Source organism: Cumulibacter manganitolerans (assembly GCF_009602465.1).
GTDB lineage: Bacteria > Actinomycetota > Actinomycetes > Mycobacteriales > Antricoccaceae > Cumulibacter > Cumulibacter manganitolerans.
Genome location: NZ_WBKP01000072.1, coordinates 1 through 14189, shown reverse-complemented (window position 1 = coordinate 14189; position 14189 = coordinate 1). Strand labels below are relative to the sequence as shown.

The window sequence follows — 14189 nt, the reverse complement described above, 5'->3', positions numbered from 1 at the left end:
GCCCCCGACGCCTCGGCCGCGGCGTCCTCGACGACCGGCGGGGCCGCCACCGGCGGCACCGAGACCGCGCGCAGGCCCAGCTCGTCGCGGGTCGCGCGCACCAGCCGCAGCATCTGGCCGGCGTCCGCCGGTCGCTTGAGCGGATCGCGCGTCGTGGCCTCGATGACCAGGTCGTCGACCTGCCCGGGCAGCTCCGGGCTGATCTCGGACGGCGGCGGCACGTCGTCGTTGACGTGCCGGTAGGCCACCGACACGGCGTTGTCGCCGACGTACGGCGGATTCCCGGTCAGCATCTCGTACAGCATCGTGCCGACGGCGTACACGTCGCTGCGCGCGTCCGCGTAGCCGCGGGTGACCTGCTCGGGGGAGAGGTAGGCGATGGTGCCGAACACCGCGCCGGCCCGGCCGGAGTGCGTCGTGTGGCTGCTCTCGGCGACCGCGCGGGCGAGCCCGAAGTCGGCGACGAGGACCCGGCCCTTGGCGTCGATGAGGATGTTCTCGGGCTTGATGTCGCGGTGCACCAGACCTTCGGCGTGCGCGGCCGCGAGGCCGGTCAGCACCGGCTCGATGATCGCCAGCGCCTCCCCGGCGGCCAGCGTGTGCTCGCGGCGCAGCAGGTCGCGCAGCGTGCCGCCGCGCACCAGCTCCATGACGAGGTACACCGCGCCGTGCCGGTCGTCGGCGCCCTGGTCGTAGACGGTGACGATGTTGGGGTGCAGGATCCGGGCGGCGGCGCGGGCCTCGCGGGTGAACCGCGCGATGAACGCGGGATCCGTGGCGAGGTCGCTGTTCATCACCTTGATCGCCACGGGCCGGTCCAGCCGCTCGTCGTGCCCGACATACACCTGGGACATGCCGCCGCTGGCGAGCCGGCGCTCGACCCGATAGCGACCATCGAGAAGCACGCCGACCATCGGATCAGGCGTGGTCGAGCTCACGAGGCTGGATTTTACGGCGCCCGCGCCCGGTGCGGCGGGACCGCCCGGCCGCGTGGCGGGCCGCCGAGCGGTGCCGCGGGGCACGTGGCAGGGTTGCAGGGTGAGCACTTCGCAGAACTCCCGGTCCCCCGTCCGCTGGCTGACCTACGGCGAGGCCGCCAACCAGCTCGGGATCGACGTACCCGGCGTCAAGCAGCTCGTCCGGGAGGGCGGCCTGCTCGCGGTGAGCGTCGACGGCCAGCGCCGCGTGCCGTCCGCCCTCATCGAGCACGGCGAGATCTCGAAGTACCTGCGTGGCGTCATCAACCTCCTGCGCGACGGCGGGTACGACGACGACGAGGCGGTCGCGTGGCTGCTGCGGCACGACGAGTCGCTCGGCGGGACGCCCGCGTGGGCGCTGCACCACCAGCTGCACCGCGAGGTCTCGCGGCGCGCGCAGGCGCTCGCCTTCTAGAGCCCATGGGGCACTGGAGCTACCTGGTCGTCCTGCTGCTGACGTTCGCCGCGGCGGCGTGGCTGGAGGCGTGGCCGGGCGTGCGGGTGCTGCGCGACCCGCGCCGGCTGGCGATCGCCCTGCTGCCGGGCGCCGCGTTTCTGGTGTGGGACGTCGTGGTGGCCGCCCGCGGCTGGTGGTCCTTCAGCCCCGAGCTCACCCTCGGGCCGCGGCTGTGGGGCCTGCCGCTCGAGGAGGTCGCGTTCTTCGTCGTCGTCCCGGTCTGCGCGATCCTCGGCTACGAGGCGGTCGGGGCGACGCTCCGCCGCCGGCGCGGCGGCCGCTGATGCTCGGCTACACCCTCGGCGCGGTGGTCGCCGTCATCGCGGCGGTCGCCCTCGACGTGGCCGGCACCCGGCAGCGGCTGGTCACCCACGGCCATTTCTGGGTCGCGTACGCCGTCATCCTCTTCTTCCAGCTGGTGATGAACGGCGTGCTGACCGGCATCCCCATCGTCACGTACGACCCCGACGTGCATCTCGGCCTGCGGGTGGCCAACGCGCCGGTCGAGGACATCGGGTTCGGGTTCGGCCTGGTGCTCTCAGTGCTGACGGTGTGGAGCCGGGCCGGGGCGCACCCGGGCGACGACGCTGCCGGCGAGGAGCGGGGCGGCGAGCCGTAGCCGCCGTCGCGTGCTGACCCGGTGCCGCACGCCGAGGACGTCGTAGCCGGAGGCCTCGATCTCGTCGAGGATGCCCTGGTAGAGGGTGAAGGCGGCGCGGATGCACGGACGCCCGCGGGCCTGCAGGAGCGCGATGCCTGGCTCGGCCTCGCGGTACAGCCCGCGCGCGTGCGCGCAGGCGGCGCGGATCACCGGCGCCAGGGCGGCCCGGTCCGTGGTCGCCGGGTCCACGCCGGCGGCGGTGAACAGCTCGCCGGGCAGGTAGATCCGGCCGCGGCGGCGGTCCTCGTCGAAGTCGCGCGTGAAGTTCGTGATCTGGAACGCGTCCCCCAGCGCCGCGGCCGCGGTCCGGGCCCGGGCGGCATCGCCGACGACGCCGATCACCTGCGCCATCTGCAGCCCGATCACCGCCGCGCTGCCCCACGTGTACTCGCGCAACGCCTCCCAGGTGGGGTAGTGCTGCGGCGTGAGGTCGCGCCGCATCGAGGCGAGGAAGTCGATCAGCCATCGCGGCTCGATCGCGTAGCGGCGCACGGTGTCGACGGTCGCCGCCAGCACGGGATGATCGCTCCGGCCGCGCCGCAGGCCGTCCAGCAGCAGCCGCTCGATCTCGTCGACCACGGCGACGTCGGGGGCGCGCTCCAGCTCGACGTCCACCAGGTCGTCGACGTAGCGCGCGAAGCCGTACAGCGCCCACACCGCCGGCCTGATCTCCCGCGGCAGCAGCCGCGACGCGAGATGGTACGTGCGGCCGTGCTCGCGCAGCAGCGCGTGGCACCGGTCGTACGACGCGTCCAGGGCCGAGCGGCTCATCGCGCGCCCAGCACTCGGTCGGCGGCGAGCTCGCCGGAGACCACCACGGTGGGCACCCCCACCCCCGGCACGGTGCCCGCGCCGGCCAGCGCGACGCCGCGCACGCCCGGGAGCAGGTTGCGCGGGCGGAACGGGCCGGTCTGCGCGAAGGTGTGCGCGAGCGAGAACGGCGTCCCGGCCGGCATCCCGCGTCGCGCCCATTCGGCCGGCCCCACGACCTCCCGGATCTGGTCCGGGCGCACCGCGAGCCCGCGCTCGGCCAGCCGCCGCAGGCCGCGGTCGACGATGCCGTCGAGCGTCGGGCCGGTCCACGGCACGCGCTCGTCGTTGGGGCACGGCAGCAGGATGTACACCGGCTGCATGCCGTCGGCGGCGACGCTGCGGTCGCTCACCGCGGGTGCGGACACCAGCACGCTGGGATCGCTCATGGGGCGGCCCTCGTCGACGATCTCCCGAAACGTCCGGGCCCACTCGGTGCCGAAGTGGATGGTGTGGTGCGCGGCCATGCCGGCGGCCCCCTCGGGGAGGTGCGCGCGGACGACCACGCATGACGGCGACCGGCGCAGCCGGCGACGCATCGGCCGCACGCCGGCCAGGGCGCGCGCGGCCACCGGGTCGCAGGTGAGCACCACGGCGTCCGCCGCGACGTGATCGTCGTCGGTCCGCACGCCGGTGACGCGGCCGCCGGCGAACGTGAGCGCGCGAGCCGGCGTGCCGGTGTGCACCGCGACTCCGTGCTCGCCCAGCGCGGCGGCCAGCGCGGCCGGGATCGCCGCCATGCCGCCACGGGGGTGGTAGACGCCGGCCACGACGTCCATGTACGTGATCACGTTGTAGAGGGCGCGCGCCCGCGACGGCGGTACGCCGGCGTACAACGCCTGGAAGCTGGCGATCCGCCGCGTGCGCTTGTCGTGCAGCAGCCGGTCCACCTGGTGCTGCATCGAGCGGAAGCCGCCGAGCCGCAGCAGCTCCAGCAACGGCCGGCCGACCAGCCCGAGGGGCGAGTCGAAGCTGCGGTGCATGAACGGCTCGTAGACGGTCTCGTAGACCCTCGTACAGTGCTCGGCGAACGCCAGGAAGCGGCGGCCCTCGGCGCTGCCGCAGGCCTGCTCCACCGACGCGGCGGTCCGCTCCACCGTGTCGCGCACCTCGATCACGCTGCCGTCGGAGAACGTCGCCCGGTAGGCCGGGTCCAGCCGGGTCAGCCGCACCCGGTCGGCCAGCCGTTCGCCCAGGGCGCGGAACGGGGCGTCGACGATCGCCGGCATGGTCAGTACGGTCGGCCCGGCGTCGTGCGTGACGCCGTCGATCGTGAGCTCGTGGCACAGCCCGCCGACCCGCGGCGCGACCTCGAGAACGGTGACCTCCGCGCCGCGGCCGCGCAGGTGGGCCGCCGCGCTGAGGCCGGCGAGGCCCGCGCCGACCACGACCACGTGCCGCGGTCGGTGTGTTGGGGTGCGCATGCCGGCTCAGTGGGCGCGGCGGGTCGCCGCGTCGATGAGCGCCTCGAGCGCCGCCCGGCCGGCCGGCTCAAGACCGGCACCGTCGAGGGCGGCGCGGGCTGCCGAGGAGTGCTGCGCGATGAGGTCTTCGACCTCGCGGTCGGCGCCGCTGTCGACGATCAGCCCGCGCAGCCGATCGACGTCGCCGTCCGTGAGGTCGTCGCGACCGAACCCGGCGGCCAGCTCGTCGCGGCGCTCGCCGAGCAGCGCCAGGGCGCGCGCGACGAGCACCGTGCGCTTGCCCTCGCGCAGGTCGTCACCGGCGGGCTTGCCGGTGACGGCCGGGTCGCCGTACACGCCGAGCAGGTCGTCGCGCAGCTGGAACGCGATGCCGGCGTGGTAGCCGACCGCGCTCAGCGCCTCGCGCACGGCGCGACCGGCGTCCGCGATGGCCGCGCCGATCAGCAGCGGCCGGGCGACGGTGTAGGACGCCGACTTGAGCTCGGCGACCCGCAGCGCGGACGAGACGGCGTGCTCGGGGTCTGCAGGCCGCGCCTGCTCGAGGACGTCGAGATACTGGCCCGACATGACCTCGATGCGCATGAGGTCGAGCTCGCGGCGGGCGCGCAGCAGCGCGGCGTCGTCGAGCCCGGCGTCCTGCAGGACGGCGTCGGCCCAGATCAGCGCCAGGTCGCCGATCAGGATCGCCGTCGCGATGCCGTGCCGGGCCGGCTCGCCGGCGTAGCCTCCCGCGCGGTGGACGTCCTCGAACGCGCGATGCACGCTCGGCTTGCCGCGCCGGGAGTCCGAGCCGTCGATGATGTCGTCGTGCACGAGGGCCGCGGCCTGCACGAGCTCGAGGCTCGCCGCCGCGCGAACGACCGCCGTGTCGTCGCCGGACCCGCCGGCGGCCCGCCAGCCGCAGTACGCGAACAGCGGACGCAGCCGCTTGCCCCCGTGGCAGAATCCCACGAGCGCCGAGCCCACCGCGGACAGGTCGTCGCCGAGGCCGGCGAGATGCGCGGCCCGCTCGGCGAGCTGCGCGTCGAGCGCGGCATCGACCCGGCCGCGCACGTCGTCGAGATCGATCGGGGTCGGGCGTGCAGCAGTCACGGCTCCCCAGTATTCCCTGCGGCCGGGCCCAGCGGGCGCACGGCTATCCTGGTCGGCATGCTCAGCGACGCACGACACCGGACGGTTCGTGACGCCCTCGCCGCCGGACCGACCTTCTCCTTCGAGTTCTTCCCGCCTCGCGACGCGGCGTCCGAGCGCCAGCTCTGGGACGCGATCCGGCAGCTGGAGAAGCTGCACCCGTCGTTCGTGTCGGTGACGTACGGCGCCGGCGGGACGACCCGCGAGGGCACCGTCCGGATCACCGACCGGATCGCCGCCGAGACGACCATGCTGCCGATGGCCCACCTGACGGCCGTGGATCACTCCGTCGAGGAGCTGCGCAACATCCTCGGGCACTTCGCCGCGGGCGGCGTGCACGACATCCTCGCGGTTCGCGGCGACCCGCCCGGTGACCCGGAGGGCGAGTGGGTCAAGCATCCGCAGGGCATCGAGTACGCGCACGAGCTGGTGCGGCTCATCAAGGAGATGGGCGAGTTCAGCGTCGGTGTGGCAGCGTTCCCGCACAAGCATCCCCGGTCGCCCGACATCGAGACCGACGCCCGCCGGTTCGTCGAGAAGGTGCGCGCCGGCGCCGACTTCGCGATCACCCAGCTGTTCTTCGAGGCCGAGGACTACCTGCGGCTGCGCGACCGGGTCGCGGCGCTGGGCTGCCACATTCCGATCGTGCCCGGCGTGATGCCGGTGCTGTCGATGGGCACCATCGAGCGCGCCCCGAAGCTGTCGGGTGCGCCGTTCCCCGCCGCCCTCGGCGCCGAGTTCCAGGCGCTCGCGCAGGATCCGGCCGCCGTGCGCGCGCACGGCATCGAGCGTGCGACGCAGATGTGTGCCCGGCTGCTCGACGAGGGAGCGCCGGGCCTGCACTTCATCACGATGAACCGCTCGAAGGCGACGCAGGAGATCTACGGCAACCTGCGCCCGTAGCCGCGCTAGGCGCGGTACTTCTTGCGGGGCTCGTCGAGGATGCGCCCGAGCGTCGACCACTCGTTCTTGCCGAGGCGCGCCAGCGGCGCCAGGTCGGCGGCGCGCGGGTGCGGGCGGCGCTCGTTCGTCAGGTCGAGCACCCGCTCGTCGATCGCGAAGCACACCACCTCGCCCCAGACCACGGTGCAGTCGCCGATCGGGATGGTCCGGTTCAGCGTGCACTCCAGCGCGACGGGGGACCCGGCGACGCGCGGCGGCGCGACGAATCGGCTCGGCTCGCGCTCGACGCCGAGCTCGTCGAACTCGCTGAGGTGCTCCGGGTAGTCGGTCGCCGAGTCGTTGACGAGGTCGAACATGTCCTCGGAGCAGAAGTTCACGACGAACTCGCCGGTCGCCTCGATGTTGTTCAGGGTGTCCTTGCGGCCGACCGACGTGAACTGCACGATCGGCGGGGACGCCGAGGCGACGGTGAAGAACGAGTGCGGCGCGAGGTTGTCGACCCCGTCCGCGGCGCGCGAGCTCACCCAGGCGATCGGCCGGGGGATGACGGTCGCCGTCATCAGGTGGTAGGGGCCCTTGGGGTCGAGATCGGAGGGCTGGAACTCGCGTCGCGTCATCGATGCCATGGCCTCGAGCGTAGGCGCTCGTCGGAGAGCAGCGCGTGCGCGGCGCTGCGGCCCGAGGCGCCGAACACCCCGCCGCCGGGGTGCGTCGACGCGCCGGTGAGGTAGACGCCCGGGGCGCCGTGCACGCGGTACCGGGAATCGAGGGCGGTGGGCCGCAGGGAGAACATCTGGTCCAGGCTCATCTCCAGGTGCATGACGTTGCCGTTGTGCAGGCCGATCTCGCGCTCGAGGTCGAGCGGTGACTGCACGTACCGGTGCCGGATGCTGTCGCGGAAGCCCGGCGCGTGCCGCTCGACGACGTCGACGAGCTTGTCCGCCTCGCGCTCGGCGATGTCCTGCCACGCCTCGTCGGCCAGTGCGTACGGGTGCCACTGCCCCCAGATCGTCACCGTGTGCACGCCCCGCGGAGCGAGGGTGGGATCGTCGACCGTGGGGCACATGACGAGCGCGGCCGGGTTCGCCGGCGCGCGCCCGGCGAGGAAGTCGCCGTAGCAGGCCCGCAGCGCGCGGCGGTCGTCGCACAGCAGCGCCATCGCCCGGTGCGCGGTCTGCGCGACGTCCCCCGTGAAGGCCGGCGGCGCGTCGGTGGCCAGCCGCACCACCATGCCGATCCCGTTGCCGGCGCGCGCGGTCGCCCGGAGACGCCGGGCAGCGGCCGGGTGGCTCGCCTCGAGGAGCCGGGCCGTCGTCCACGCGTGCGCGCCGCTGAGCACGCGGCGCGCGGTCAGCCGGCGCCCCGACGCGAGGGTGACCCGGTGGCCGGGACCAGCGGTCTCGATGCGGACGGCCCCGTCGCCGAGGGTCAGGGTGCCGCCGTCCGCCGCGAGCCGCGAGGCCAGCGCGCGGCTGAGCATGCCCGAGCCGCCACGGGGGCGCCCGGGCGGCAGCACGTGCAGCATGGTGAGCCAGCCGAGCATGTCGGCGGTCGCCGGCTCGTGCGACGGGGGACCGGACTGCGCCGCCATCCAGGCGAGCGCCGACTTCAGCCGCTCGTCGGCGAAGTATCGGTCGAGGACGGCGTCCGCGGACCCGAGGAACTCGCGCACCATGCTCGGCACACGACCCCGGGAGCGCCGGGCGAGGGCGGCCGCCGCCCGGCCGAGCGCCGGTAGGCCGGGCGCCCGCTGGAAGAAGTCGAAGATCACCTCGTTGCGAGGCAGCCAGTCGGCGACGAACCGACGGTAGGCATCGGCATCGGCATCGCCGCACGCCGCGGCGATCGAGTCGCAGGTCGCCTCGACGTCCCGCCAGAAGCTGATCGCGGGCCGGCCGCCGGCCGCGGGGTGGAAGCCCCACGGATCCATGTCGAGGTAGTGCAGGCCGTGCCGGTCGAGCTGCAGATCCTCGACGATGCCGGTGTGGCGCACCATGATGTGCGCGCTGGAGCCGCGATCCATGCTGATCCCGGGGAACCGCTCGACCGTCGAGACGGCGCCCCCCACGACCGTGTCCCGCTCGATCACCTCCACGTCGCGCCCGGCCCGCGCCAGGTAGCAGGCGGCGACGAGCGCGTTGTGCCCCGCCCCGATCACGACGACGTCGCGCTCAGCCATCGTCGACGACCTTGGCCAGGATCTCGAAGTCGCGGGGGTCGCCGCCGAACCGGAACCGCGACGCGAGCGGCCGGTAGCCCGCAGAGGCGTACAGCGCCGCGGCCTTGGTCGGCCCGGTCGGCGTCGAGAGGATGATCACCGGGCACGGCTGTGCGGCGGTCACCGCCTCGAGCAGCCGGCGTCCGGCGCCCAGGCCCTGGGCGTCGGGGGACACGTGGATCTCGCACAGCTCGAAGGCGTCCGAGAGCCAGTCGCGTGAGGTGTCGGACGTCGGCGCGGCGAGCGCCCTCGCGACCTCCTCGGCCCACCACTGGCCGCGCTGTACGCGATACCCGTACGCGAACCCGATCAGCCGGGTGCCCTCGAACGCGCCGAACGCGGTGAACCCGGGGTATCCGAGCTGGCTGCGGGCGAGCCGGATGCGCGGCTCGATGTAGGTGTCGGGATAGCCCATCGCGTCGGCGAAGATCTGGAACGCGGGGCGGAACAGGGCGTGGAACTCCGGGACGTTCAGCGGGCGGACCGTCACCCGCCGGCGGCGCAGCCCGCGGACCATCACGCCGCCGCCCCCACGTCGGCGGCCCGGCCCCCGGTCATTCGCAGCAGCTCGTCGTACGTCGTGGCGAACACGGTGTGCGGATGGCCCGCGGCCGCCCAGACGACGTCGTGCCGGCCCAACCACTCGTCGACGAGGGTCCGGATCGGTGCGGGGTGGCCGATCGGCGCGACGCCCCCGATCGTCTGGCCGGTGTGCTCGCGCACGAACGCGGCGCTCGCGCGGCCGATCCGACGGTGCCCGCTCAGCAGGCGCACCTTCTCGAGGTCGACCCGGTGCGCGCCGGAGGTGAGCACCAGCAGTGGCTCGCCGTCCGCCTCGAAGACGAGGCTGTTGGCGATCTGCGCGACGTCGACACCGAGCTTCTCGGCGGCGAGGGCGGCGGTCGTGGCGGCCTGCTCGAAGTGCACGACCGACGCGACGATCCCGTGCTCGGCGAGCCCCGATCGCACGCGAGCGACGGCGGCGTGGTTGAGGACGGGGTGCTCGGCCGGTTCTGGCATGGGGCTATCTTTGCTGATCGCGGAGACGGCTAGCCGAGGGAGTGTCGTGGACGACGTTCGGGCAGCGCCGGCAGCACGACGCGGGGCGCTGCCTCGCGAGGTCTGGATCCTTGCTGCGGTGGCGTTCTGCGTCGCCATCGGCTACGGCATCGTGGCGCCTGCGATCCCCGGCTTCGCCCGCCAGTTCGGGGTCACGCGCACCCTCGCCGCCCTCGTCATCAGCATGTTCGCGCTGGCGCGGTTGACGACCGCGCTCGGCGGCGGCCGGCTGGTCGACCGGTTCGGTGGGCGCCCCGTGCTCGGCGCCGGGCTGCTGGTCGTCGCCCTCTCCAGCGCGCTCGCGGGCCTGTCCGGCAGCTACTGGCAGCTGCTCACCCTGCGCGGTGCCGGCGGCGTCGGGTCGGCGATGTTCACCATCGCCTCCGCCTCGGTCCTCGCGGCGCGGGTGCCGTCGGCCACCCGCGGCCGCGCCATGAGCGTCTACTCCGGCGGATTCCTGCTGGGCGGCATCACCGGCCCGGCCATCGGCGGTCCGATGACCGAGATCAGCCTGCGGCTGCCGTTCTTCTTCTACGCCGCCACGCTCGGTGTCGCGGCGGTCATCACCTTCGCGCTGCTCGGCGGTCCGTCCAAGGTCCGCCGCAGCGTGACCCGCGACGCGCAGGACCCGGCCGCGGCGCCCGCCGAGGGAGCCCGCGAGGCGTTGCGGATCCGGCTGTTCCGCGCGGCGACGGTGGCGAACTTCTCGGCGAACTGGTCGAACGCGGTCCGCACCGCCACCGTGCCGCTGTTCGTCACGGAGGTGCTGCTGCGCGGCGAGGCATGGACCGGCTACGGGATGGCCGTGTTCGCCACGGCGAACGGACTGATGCTGGTGCCCGCCGGAAAGCTGTCGGACGGGTGGGGGCGCCGCCCGGCGATGATCGTCGGCGCGGGCCTGACGTCCGTCGGGCTCCTGCTGCTCGCGCTCGACGGCGGGCTGTGGGTGTTCTTCGCGTCGATGGTGATCGGCGGCGTCGGCGCGTCCATGCAGGTGGTCGGACCGGCGGCGGTCGCCGGCGACATCGCGCGCGGACGGCGCGGCTCGGTGCTCGCCAGCTACCAGATGGCGGGGGACGTCGGCGTCGTCTTCGGCCCGATCGCCGTCAACTTCGTCGTCGACAACGCCGGCTACACCTGGGCCTTCGCGCTGTCGTCGCTGATAGCCGCGTCGGCCGCGGCGTTCGCCGTCGCGTCCCGGGAACGGGCGGTGCCGGCGAGCGGCTGAATCTGTCGGTGCGCGCTGCGATGATCGATTGACACGGACGATGTATCGAACGTATGTTCGAGACATCGGATTCGGGGCGATCGGGAGGTAGGGCGATGACTCTGCAGGCACATCCGCACGACGGAGCCGGCTCGGCCGACCTGCTGGCGCAGGCCTGGCGGGCGATCGCCGAGGCGCAGGCCGCGGACGACGCCCAGCAGCGCTTCGAGCGGTCGGCCGTCGCGGCGGTACGGGCGGCGTCCGCCGTGCTGGCCGGTTGCCCGCGCCAGGTCCGCGGGGCGCGCGCCCAGTCGGTCTGGACGCTCGTCGTGCGGTGCGCCCCCGAGCTGCGCGAGTGGGCCGACTACTTCGCGGCCGCGACGCGGGCCTGCGTGTCGCTGCGTAGCCGCGGCGTGGCCGGTGGCGGCATCACGCAGCGGCTCGCCGACGACCTGCTGCGCGATGCCGACCGGTTCACCCACGAGGTGCGCGGGCTGCTGCTGCGCCGGCGCACCCGAGACCTCGCGCGCGTCGCCGGCGAATAGGGGATGATCGACGGGCGCCCTCGCCCACCGGTCAAGGAGGCCCGATGCCCGCACCGACCATGACCCAGCCCAACGACGACGCCGTCCTCGGCGCGCTGCGTGACGTCGTCGGCGACCGCCTCGTCACCGTGCTCGACCTCGGCGGCGGTACCGGGGTGTACGCCGTCCCGATCGCGCGCGACGGGCACCGGGTGGAGGTGCTCGACCAGAGCAACGACGCGCTGGCGACCCTGGCGCGCCGCGCGCACGACGCCGGCGTCGGCGACCGGGTGAGCGGCCGGGTCGCCGACCTCGACGACCTCGCCGGCTCCATCCCGGTGTCCGCGGTCGACCTCGTGCTGTGCCACCGCGTGCTGGAGTTCGTCGACGACCCGGCTGCCACCCTCGCCGCGGCCGCCGGGGCGCTCACCGCCGACGGCGTGATCAGCATCGTCGCGGCCAACCGCCCGGGAGCGGTGCTCGGCCGCGTCATCGCGGGCCGGTACGACGAGGCCGCCGAGACCCTCGACGGCGCCCGGTCGGCGCAGTCCGGCCACCGGTTCGACGCCGCCGAGCTCACCCGCCTGCTCGACTCGGTCGGTCTCGCGGTCCGCGCGGTCCGCGGCGTCGGCCTCATCGGCGCGCTGAACCCCTCGGGCGCGAGCACGCCGCAGGCCCGCGCGCTCGACGAGCGGCTGTCCACCGACCCGATCCTGGCGCAGACCGCGCCGCTGCTGCACGTGATCGCCGGTCGCGCCGGTCATGGGTCGTAGCGCCGACCAGGAACGCATCGGGCCGGTCGAGCAGCGAGACGTCGATGACACCGGCTGCCACTTCCTGCACGTCGACATGGACTCGTTCTTCGTCAGCGTCGAGGTCCGCCGCAATCCGCAGCTGCGGGGCAAGCCGGTCATCGTCGGCGGCGCCGGAGGCTGGGGCGTGGTGGCCTCGGCCAGCTACGAGGCCCGGGCGTACGGCGTCCGCAGCGCGATGTCGATGGCGCAGGCATTGCGGCTGTGCCCCGGCGCGATCGTGGTCAGCGGCAACCACGGCGACTACGGCGCGGTGTCCGCCGACGTCATGGAGATCCTGCGCAGCATCACCCCGCTCGTGCAGCCGCTGTCCCTCGACGAGGCGTTCCTGGACGTGTCGGGCGCCGAGCGGCTGATGGGCAGCCCGCGGCAGATCGCCCAGCTGATCCGCCGCCGGGTGGAGGAGGAGCTGCAGCTGACCTGCTCGGTGGGCGTCGCGAGCCGGCTGTTCGTGGCGAAGATCGCCAGCACCCGCTGCAAGCCCAACGGGCTGCTGGTGGTCCCGGCGGCCGGCACCCTGGACTTCCTGCATCCGCTGCCGGTCTCCGCGTTGTGGGGGATCGGCCCCAAGTCGGCCGCCCGCCTCGAGAGCCTCGGCCTGTTCACCGTCGGGGACGTCGCGCAGGCCCGCCCGCAGACGCTCAGCAGCAACCTCGGCAAGGCGCAGACCGCGCACCTGCGGGCGCTCGCCGCGGGCATCGACCCCCGGCCGGTGCGCCCGGAGCGGGCCGAGAAGTCGATCAGCGCCGAGAACACGTTCTTCCACACGCTCGCCGACCACGCGCAGATCGAGTCCGAGCTCGGCAGGCTGGCCCACAAGGTCGCGGCGCGGCTGCGGGCCAAGCACATGCAGGCCGGCACGGTGGGCGTGAAGCTGCGCGCCGCCGACTTCACGACGTACACCCGGGAGGTCACCCTCGAGCGGCCCGTCGACACCGCGCACGAGCTGCGCCGGCACGCCGTACAGCTGTGGCGGGCGGCGGAGCGCCAGGTGCTCGGCGGCCGCTCCGTGCGGCTGCTCGGGGTGCGGGCCGGCGCGCTGATCGAGTCCGGCAGCGTGCCGGTCCAGCTGAGCCTCGACGACTCCGCCGACGAACCGTCCGGGAACGACCGGTGGGCCGCGGCGGAGAAGGCGCTCGACGCCGTCGTCGCGAAGTTCGGCGGCAGCGCGCTACGACCGGCCTCGACGCTGCGCCGTCCGCGCCAGGGCGGCGACGAGATCAAGAATCGGACTCCGGGTTCCTAACTTTCCAGAACGCTCGTATCCTGGAGTTCTGAAGCGGTGCATGCCGCGCACGACCACGGACGAGGGAGATGCCATGCCACTCTCCGAGCATGAGCAGCGGGTTCTCGAGCAAATCGAGCGGTCCCTGTATGCAGAAGACCCCAAGTTCCGCGCCGCGGTCAATCGCAGCAGCCGGAAGCGGGTGTCCGTCGGCAGCCTGCGCCTGGCGATCCTGCTGGGCATTCTCGGGCTGGCGGTCCTGGTCGGCGGCGTATGGCTGCAGAACGTGTTCGTCGGCGTGCTCGGCTTCGTGATCATGCTCGGCGGCGGCATCATGGGCCTGCGCGCCACGCAGCGCGGCGCCGCGCCGGCCGGCAAGGGCGCCAAGGGCGGCAGCACCGGCGGCGCGAAGGGCAGCATGGCCGAGAAGGCCCAGGAGCGCCTGCGCCGCCGCTTCGACCAGTCCTGAGGCGGTAGCTAGCGCCGCAGCCTGCGGAGCACGGCGGGAATCGACAGCGCCGACCACCACCGCAGCCGGCCCGCGCGCCGGCGCAGCTGCGCACGTGCGTCGCGGAGCTCGCCGTCCACCGGCGCGATGTCCTCGTCCGCGCCGTACCGCGCCCGCTCCGCCAGCACCGCCAGGCCGGTGACCCGCTCGGCGTCCAGCCCCAGGTCGGCCGCCCACGCCCGCGCCTGCGCCCGTTCGCTGGCCGATGCCGGCTGGTGGCTGCCCAGCGCGTCGGCGAGCTCGCGCAGCTCCGCCCACGCGGACAGCGCGCCC

At 74.1% G+C, this 14189-nt stretch carries 18 protein-coding genes; 9 read left to right on the top strand and 9 right to left on the bottom strand.

Annotated features, from left to right (window positions below):
* On the bottom strand, window positions 1–938 hold a 938-nt coding region (locus F8A92_RS16945), incomplete at its 3' end, for a protein kinase domain-containing protein (protein WP_228389531.1).
* A gap of 100 nt (window positions 939–1038) precedes the next feature.
* On the opposite strand from F8A92_RS16945, the gene F8A92_RS16940 reads away from it, so the two are divergent.
* The 3 genes from F8A92_RS16940 to F8A92_RS16930 are packed head-to-tail and all read left to right on the top strand — an operon-like array spanning window position 1039 to window position 2053.
* Window positions 1039–1392, top strand: a complete 354-nt coding sequence (locus F8A92_RS16940; RefSeq protein WP_228389530.1) for an Rv2175c family DNA-binding protein — start codon at window positions 1039–1041, stop codon at window positions 1390–1392.
* Between the two features lie 5 nt (window positions 1393–1397).
* Complete coding sequence (locus F8A92_RS16935; protein WP_153506360.1) at window positions 1398–1718, top strand: lycopene cyclase domain-containing protein; 321 nt, start codon at window positions 1398–1400, stop codon at window positions 1716–1718.
* Window positions 1718–2053 carry a lycopene cyclase domain-containing protein gene (locus F8A92_RS16930; protein ID WP_153506359.1) on the top strand — a complete coding sequence of 112 codons (336 nt, stop codon included), beginning with the start codon at window positions 1718–1720 and terminating at the stop codon, window positions 2051–2053. Before F8A92_RS16935 ends, F8A92_RS16930 begins: the two co-directional genes overlap by 1 nt.
* Here the strand turns inward: F8A92_RS16930 and F8A92_RS16925 are convergent.
* Genes F8A92_RS16925 through F8A92_RS16915 form a run of 3 tightly spaced genes read right to left on the bottom strand, consistent with a single transcriptional unit; the run spans window position 1973 to window position 5421 of the window.
* Window positions 1973–2866 carry a phytoene/squalene synthase family protein gene (locus F8A92_RS16925; protein WP_153506358.1) on the bottom strand — a complete coding sequence of 298 codons (894 nt, stop codon included), beginning with the start codon at window positions 2864–2866 and terminating at the stop codon, window positions 1973–1975. The two genes, F8A92_RS16930 and F8A92_RS16925, sit on opposite strands and share 81 nt — an antisense overlap.
* Window positions 2863–4329 carry a phytoene desaturase family protein gene (locus tag F8A92_RS16920; RefSeq protein ID WP_153506357.1) on the bottom strand — a complete coding sequence of 489 codons (1467 nt, stop codon included), beginning with the start codon at window positions 4327–4329 and terminating at the stop codon, window positions 2863–2865. The genes F8A92_RS16925 and F8A92_RS16920 overlap by 4 nt, the downstream gene beginning before the upstream one ends.
* A gap of 6 nt (window positions 4330–4335) precedes the next feature.
* A complete protein-coding gene (locus F8A92_RS16915; protein ID WP_228389529.1) occupies window positions 4336–5421 on the bottom strand; it encodes a polyprenyl synthetase family protein in 1086 nt (361 codons plus the stop codon).
* 57 nt (window positions 5422–5478) lie between these two features.
* On the opposite strand from F8A92_RS16915, the gene metF reads away from it, so the two are divergent.
* Entirely contained in the window at window positions 5479–6363 is an 885-nt protein-coding gene (gene metF, locus F8A92_RS16910; protein ID WP_153506356.1) for a methylenetetrahydrofolate reductase [NAD(P)H], read from the top strand.
* 5 nt (window positions 6364–6368) lie between these two features.
* Here metF and F8A92_RS16905 read toward each other — a convergent pair whose 3' ends face one another.
* Genes F8A92_RS16905 through F8A92_RS16890 form a run of 4 tightly spaced genes read right to left on the bottom strand, consistent with a single transcriptional unit; the run spans window position 6369 to window position 9601 of the window.
* A complete protein-coding gene (locus F8A92_RS16905) occupies window positions 6369–6989 on the bottom strand; it encodes a flavin reductase family protein (protein WP_228389528.1) in 621 nt (206 codons plus the stop codon).
* A complete protein-coding gene (locus F8A92_RS16900) occupies window positions 6977–8542 on the bottom strand; it encodes a phytoene desaturase family protein (protein WP_153506355.1) in 1566 nt (521 codons plus the stop codon). The genes F8A92_RS16905 and F8A92_RS16900 overlap by 13 nt, the downstream gene beginning before the upstream one ends.
* Window positions 8535–9098: a GNAT family N-acetyltransferase gene (locus tag F8A92_RS16895; protein WP_153506354.1), complete on the bottom strand. Its 564-nt coding sequence runs from the start codon at window positions 9096–9098 to the stop codon at window positions 8535–8537. Before F8A92_RS16895 ends, F8A92_RS16900 begins: the two co-directional genes overlap by 8 nt.
* Window positions 9098–9601, bottom strand: a complete 504-nt coding sequence (locus F8A92_RS16890; protein ID WP_153506353.1) for a YbaK/EbsC family protein — start codon at window positions 9599–9601, stop codon at window positions 9098–9100. Before F8A92_RS16890 ends, F8A92_RS16895 begins: the two co-directional genes overlap by 1 nt.
* A 46-nt stretch (window positions 9602–9647) precedes the next feature.
* Here F8A92_RS16890 and F8A92_RS16885 point away from each other — a divergent pair, with 46 nt between their 5' ends.
* From F8A92_RS16885 to F8A92_RS16865, 5 genes are all read left to right on the top strand, one after another.
* Window positions 9648–10868 (top strand): MFS transporter, encoded by a 1221-nt coding sequence (locus tag F8A92_RS16885; protein WP_194291558.1) that lies wholly within the window; start codon window positions 9648–9650, stop codon window positions 10866–10868.
* Between the two features lie 95 nt (window positions 10869–10963).
* A complete protein-coding gene (locus F8A92_RS16880; RefSeq protein ID WP_153506351.1) occupies window positions 10964–11392 on the top strand; it encodes an SAV_6107 family HEPN domain-containing protein in 429 nt (142 codons plus the stop codon).
* Between the two features lie 44 nt (window positions 11393–11436).
* Window positions 11437–12144, top strand: a complete 708-nt coding sequence (locus F8A92_RS16875) for a class I SAM-dependent methyltransferase (protein WP_153506350.1) — start codon at window positions 11437–11439, stop codon at window positions 12142–12144.
* A complete protein-coding gene (dinB, locus tag F8A92_RS16870; RefSeq protein WP_153506349.1) occupies window positions 12134–13429 on the top strand; it encodes a DNA polymerase IV in 1296 nt (431 codons plus the stop codon). Before F8A92_RS16875 ends, dinB begins: the two co-directional genes overlap by 11 nt.
* A 73-nt stretch (window positions 13430–13502) precedes the next feature.
* Window positions 13503–13877, top strand: a complete 375-nt coding sequence (locus F8A92_RS16865; protein ID WP_153506348.1) for a DUF3040 domain-containing protein — start codon at window positions 13503–13505, stop codon at window positions 13875–13877.
* A gap of 8 nt (window positions 13878–13885) precedes the next feature.
* Here F8A92_RS16865 and F8A92_RS18700 read toward each other — a convergent pair.
* A partial coding sequence (locus F8A92_RS18700) for a hypothetical protein (protein WP_194291557.1) occupies window positions 13886–14189 on the bottom strand: 304 nt, incomplete at its 5' end.

Bases quoted from the DNA above. Each gene is read 5' to 3' on its own strand.
- F8A92_RS16935 (WP_153506360.1), top strand. From the start codon at position 1,398: ATGGGGCACTGGAGCTACCTGGTCGTCCTGCTGCTGACGTTCGCCGCG.
- F8A92_RS16930 (WP_153506359.1), top strand. From the start codon at position 1,718: ATGCTCGGCTACACCCTCGGCGCGGTGGTCGCCGTCATCGCGGCGGTC.
- F8A92_RS16925 (WP_153506358.1), bottom strand. From the start codon at position 2,866: ATGAGCCGCTCGGCCCTGGACGCGTCGTACGACCGGTGCCACGCGCTG.
- F8A92_RS16920 (WP_153506357.1), bottom strand. From the start codon at position 4,329: ATGCGCACCCCAACACACCGACCGCGGCACGTGGTCGTGGTCGGCGCG.
- metF (WP_153506356.1), top strand. From the start codon at position 5,479: ATGCTCAGCGACGCACGACACCGGACGGTTCGTGACGCCCTCGCCGCC.
- F8A92_RS16905 (WP_228389528.1), bottom strand. From the start codon at position 6,989: ATGGCATCGATGACGCGACGCGAGTTCCAGCCCTCCGATCTCGACCCC.
- F8A92_RS16900 (WP_153506355.1), bottom strand. From the start codon at position 8,542: ATGGCTGAGCGCGACGTCGTCGTGATCGGGGCGGGGCACAACGCGCTC.
- F8A92_RS16895 (WP_153506354.1), bottom strand. From the start codon at position 9,098: ATGGTCCGCGGGCTGCGCCGCCGGCGGGTGACGGTCCGCCCGCTGAAC.
- F8A92_RS16890 (WP_153506353.1), bottom strand. From the start codon at position 9,601: ATGCCAGAACCGGCCGAGCACCCCGTCCTCAACCACGCCGCCGTCGCT.
- F8A92_RS16880 (WP_153506351.1), top strand. From the start codon at position 10,964: ATGACTCTGCAGGCACATCCGCACGACGGAGCCGGCTCGGCCGACCTG.
- F8A92_RS16875 (WP_153506350.1), top strand. From the start codon at position 11,437: ATGCCCGCACCGACCATGACCCAGCCCAACGACGACGCCGTCCTCGGC.
- dinB (WP_153506349.1), top strand. From the start codon at position 12,134: ATGGGTCGTAGCGCCGACCAGGAACGCATCGGGCCGGTCGAGCAGCGA.
- F8A92_RS16865 (WP_153506348.1), top strand. From the start codon at position 13,503: ATGCCACTCTCCGAGCATGAGCAGCGGGTTCTCGAGCAAATCGAGCGG.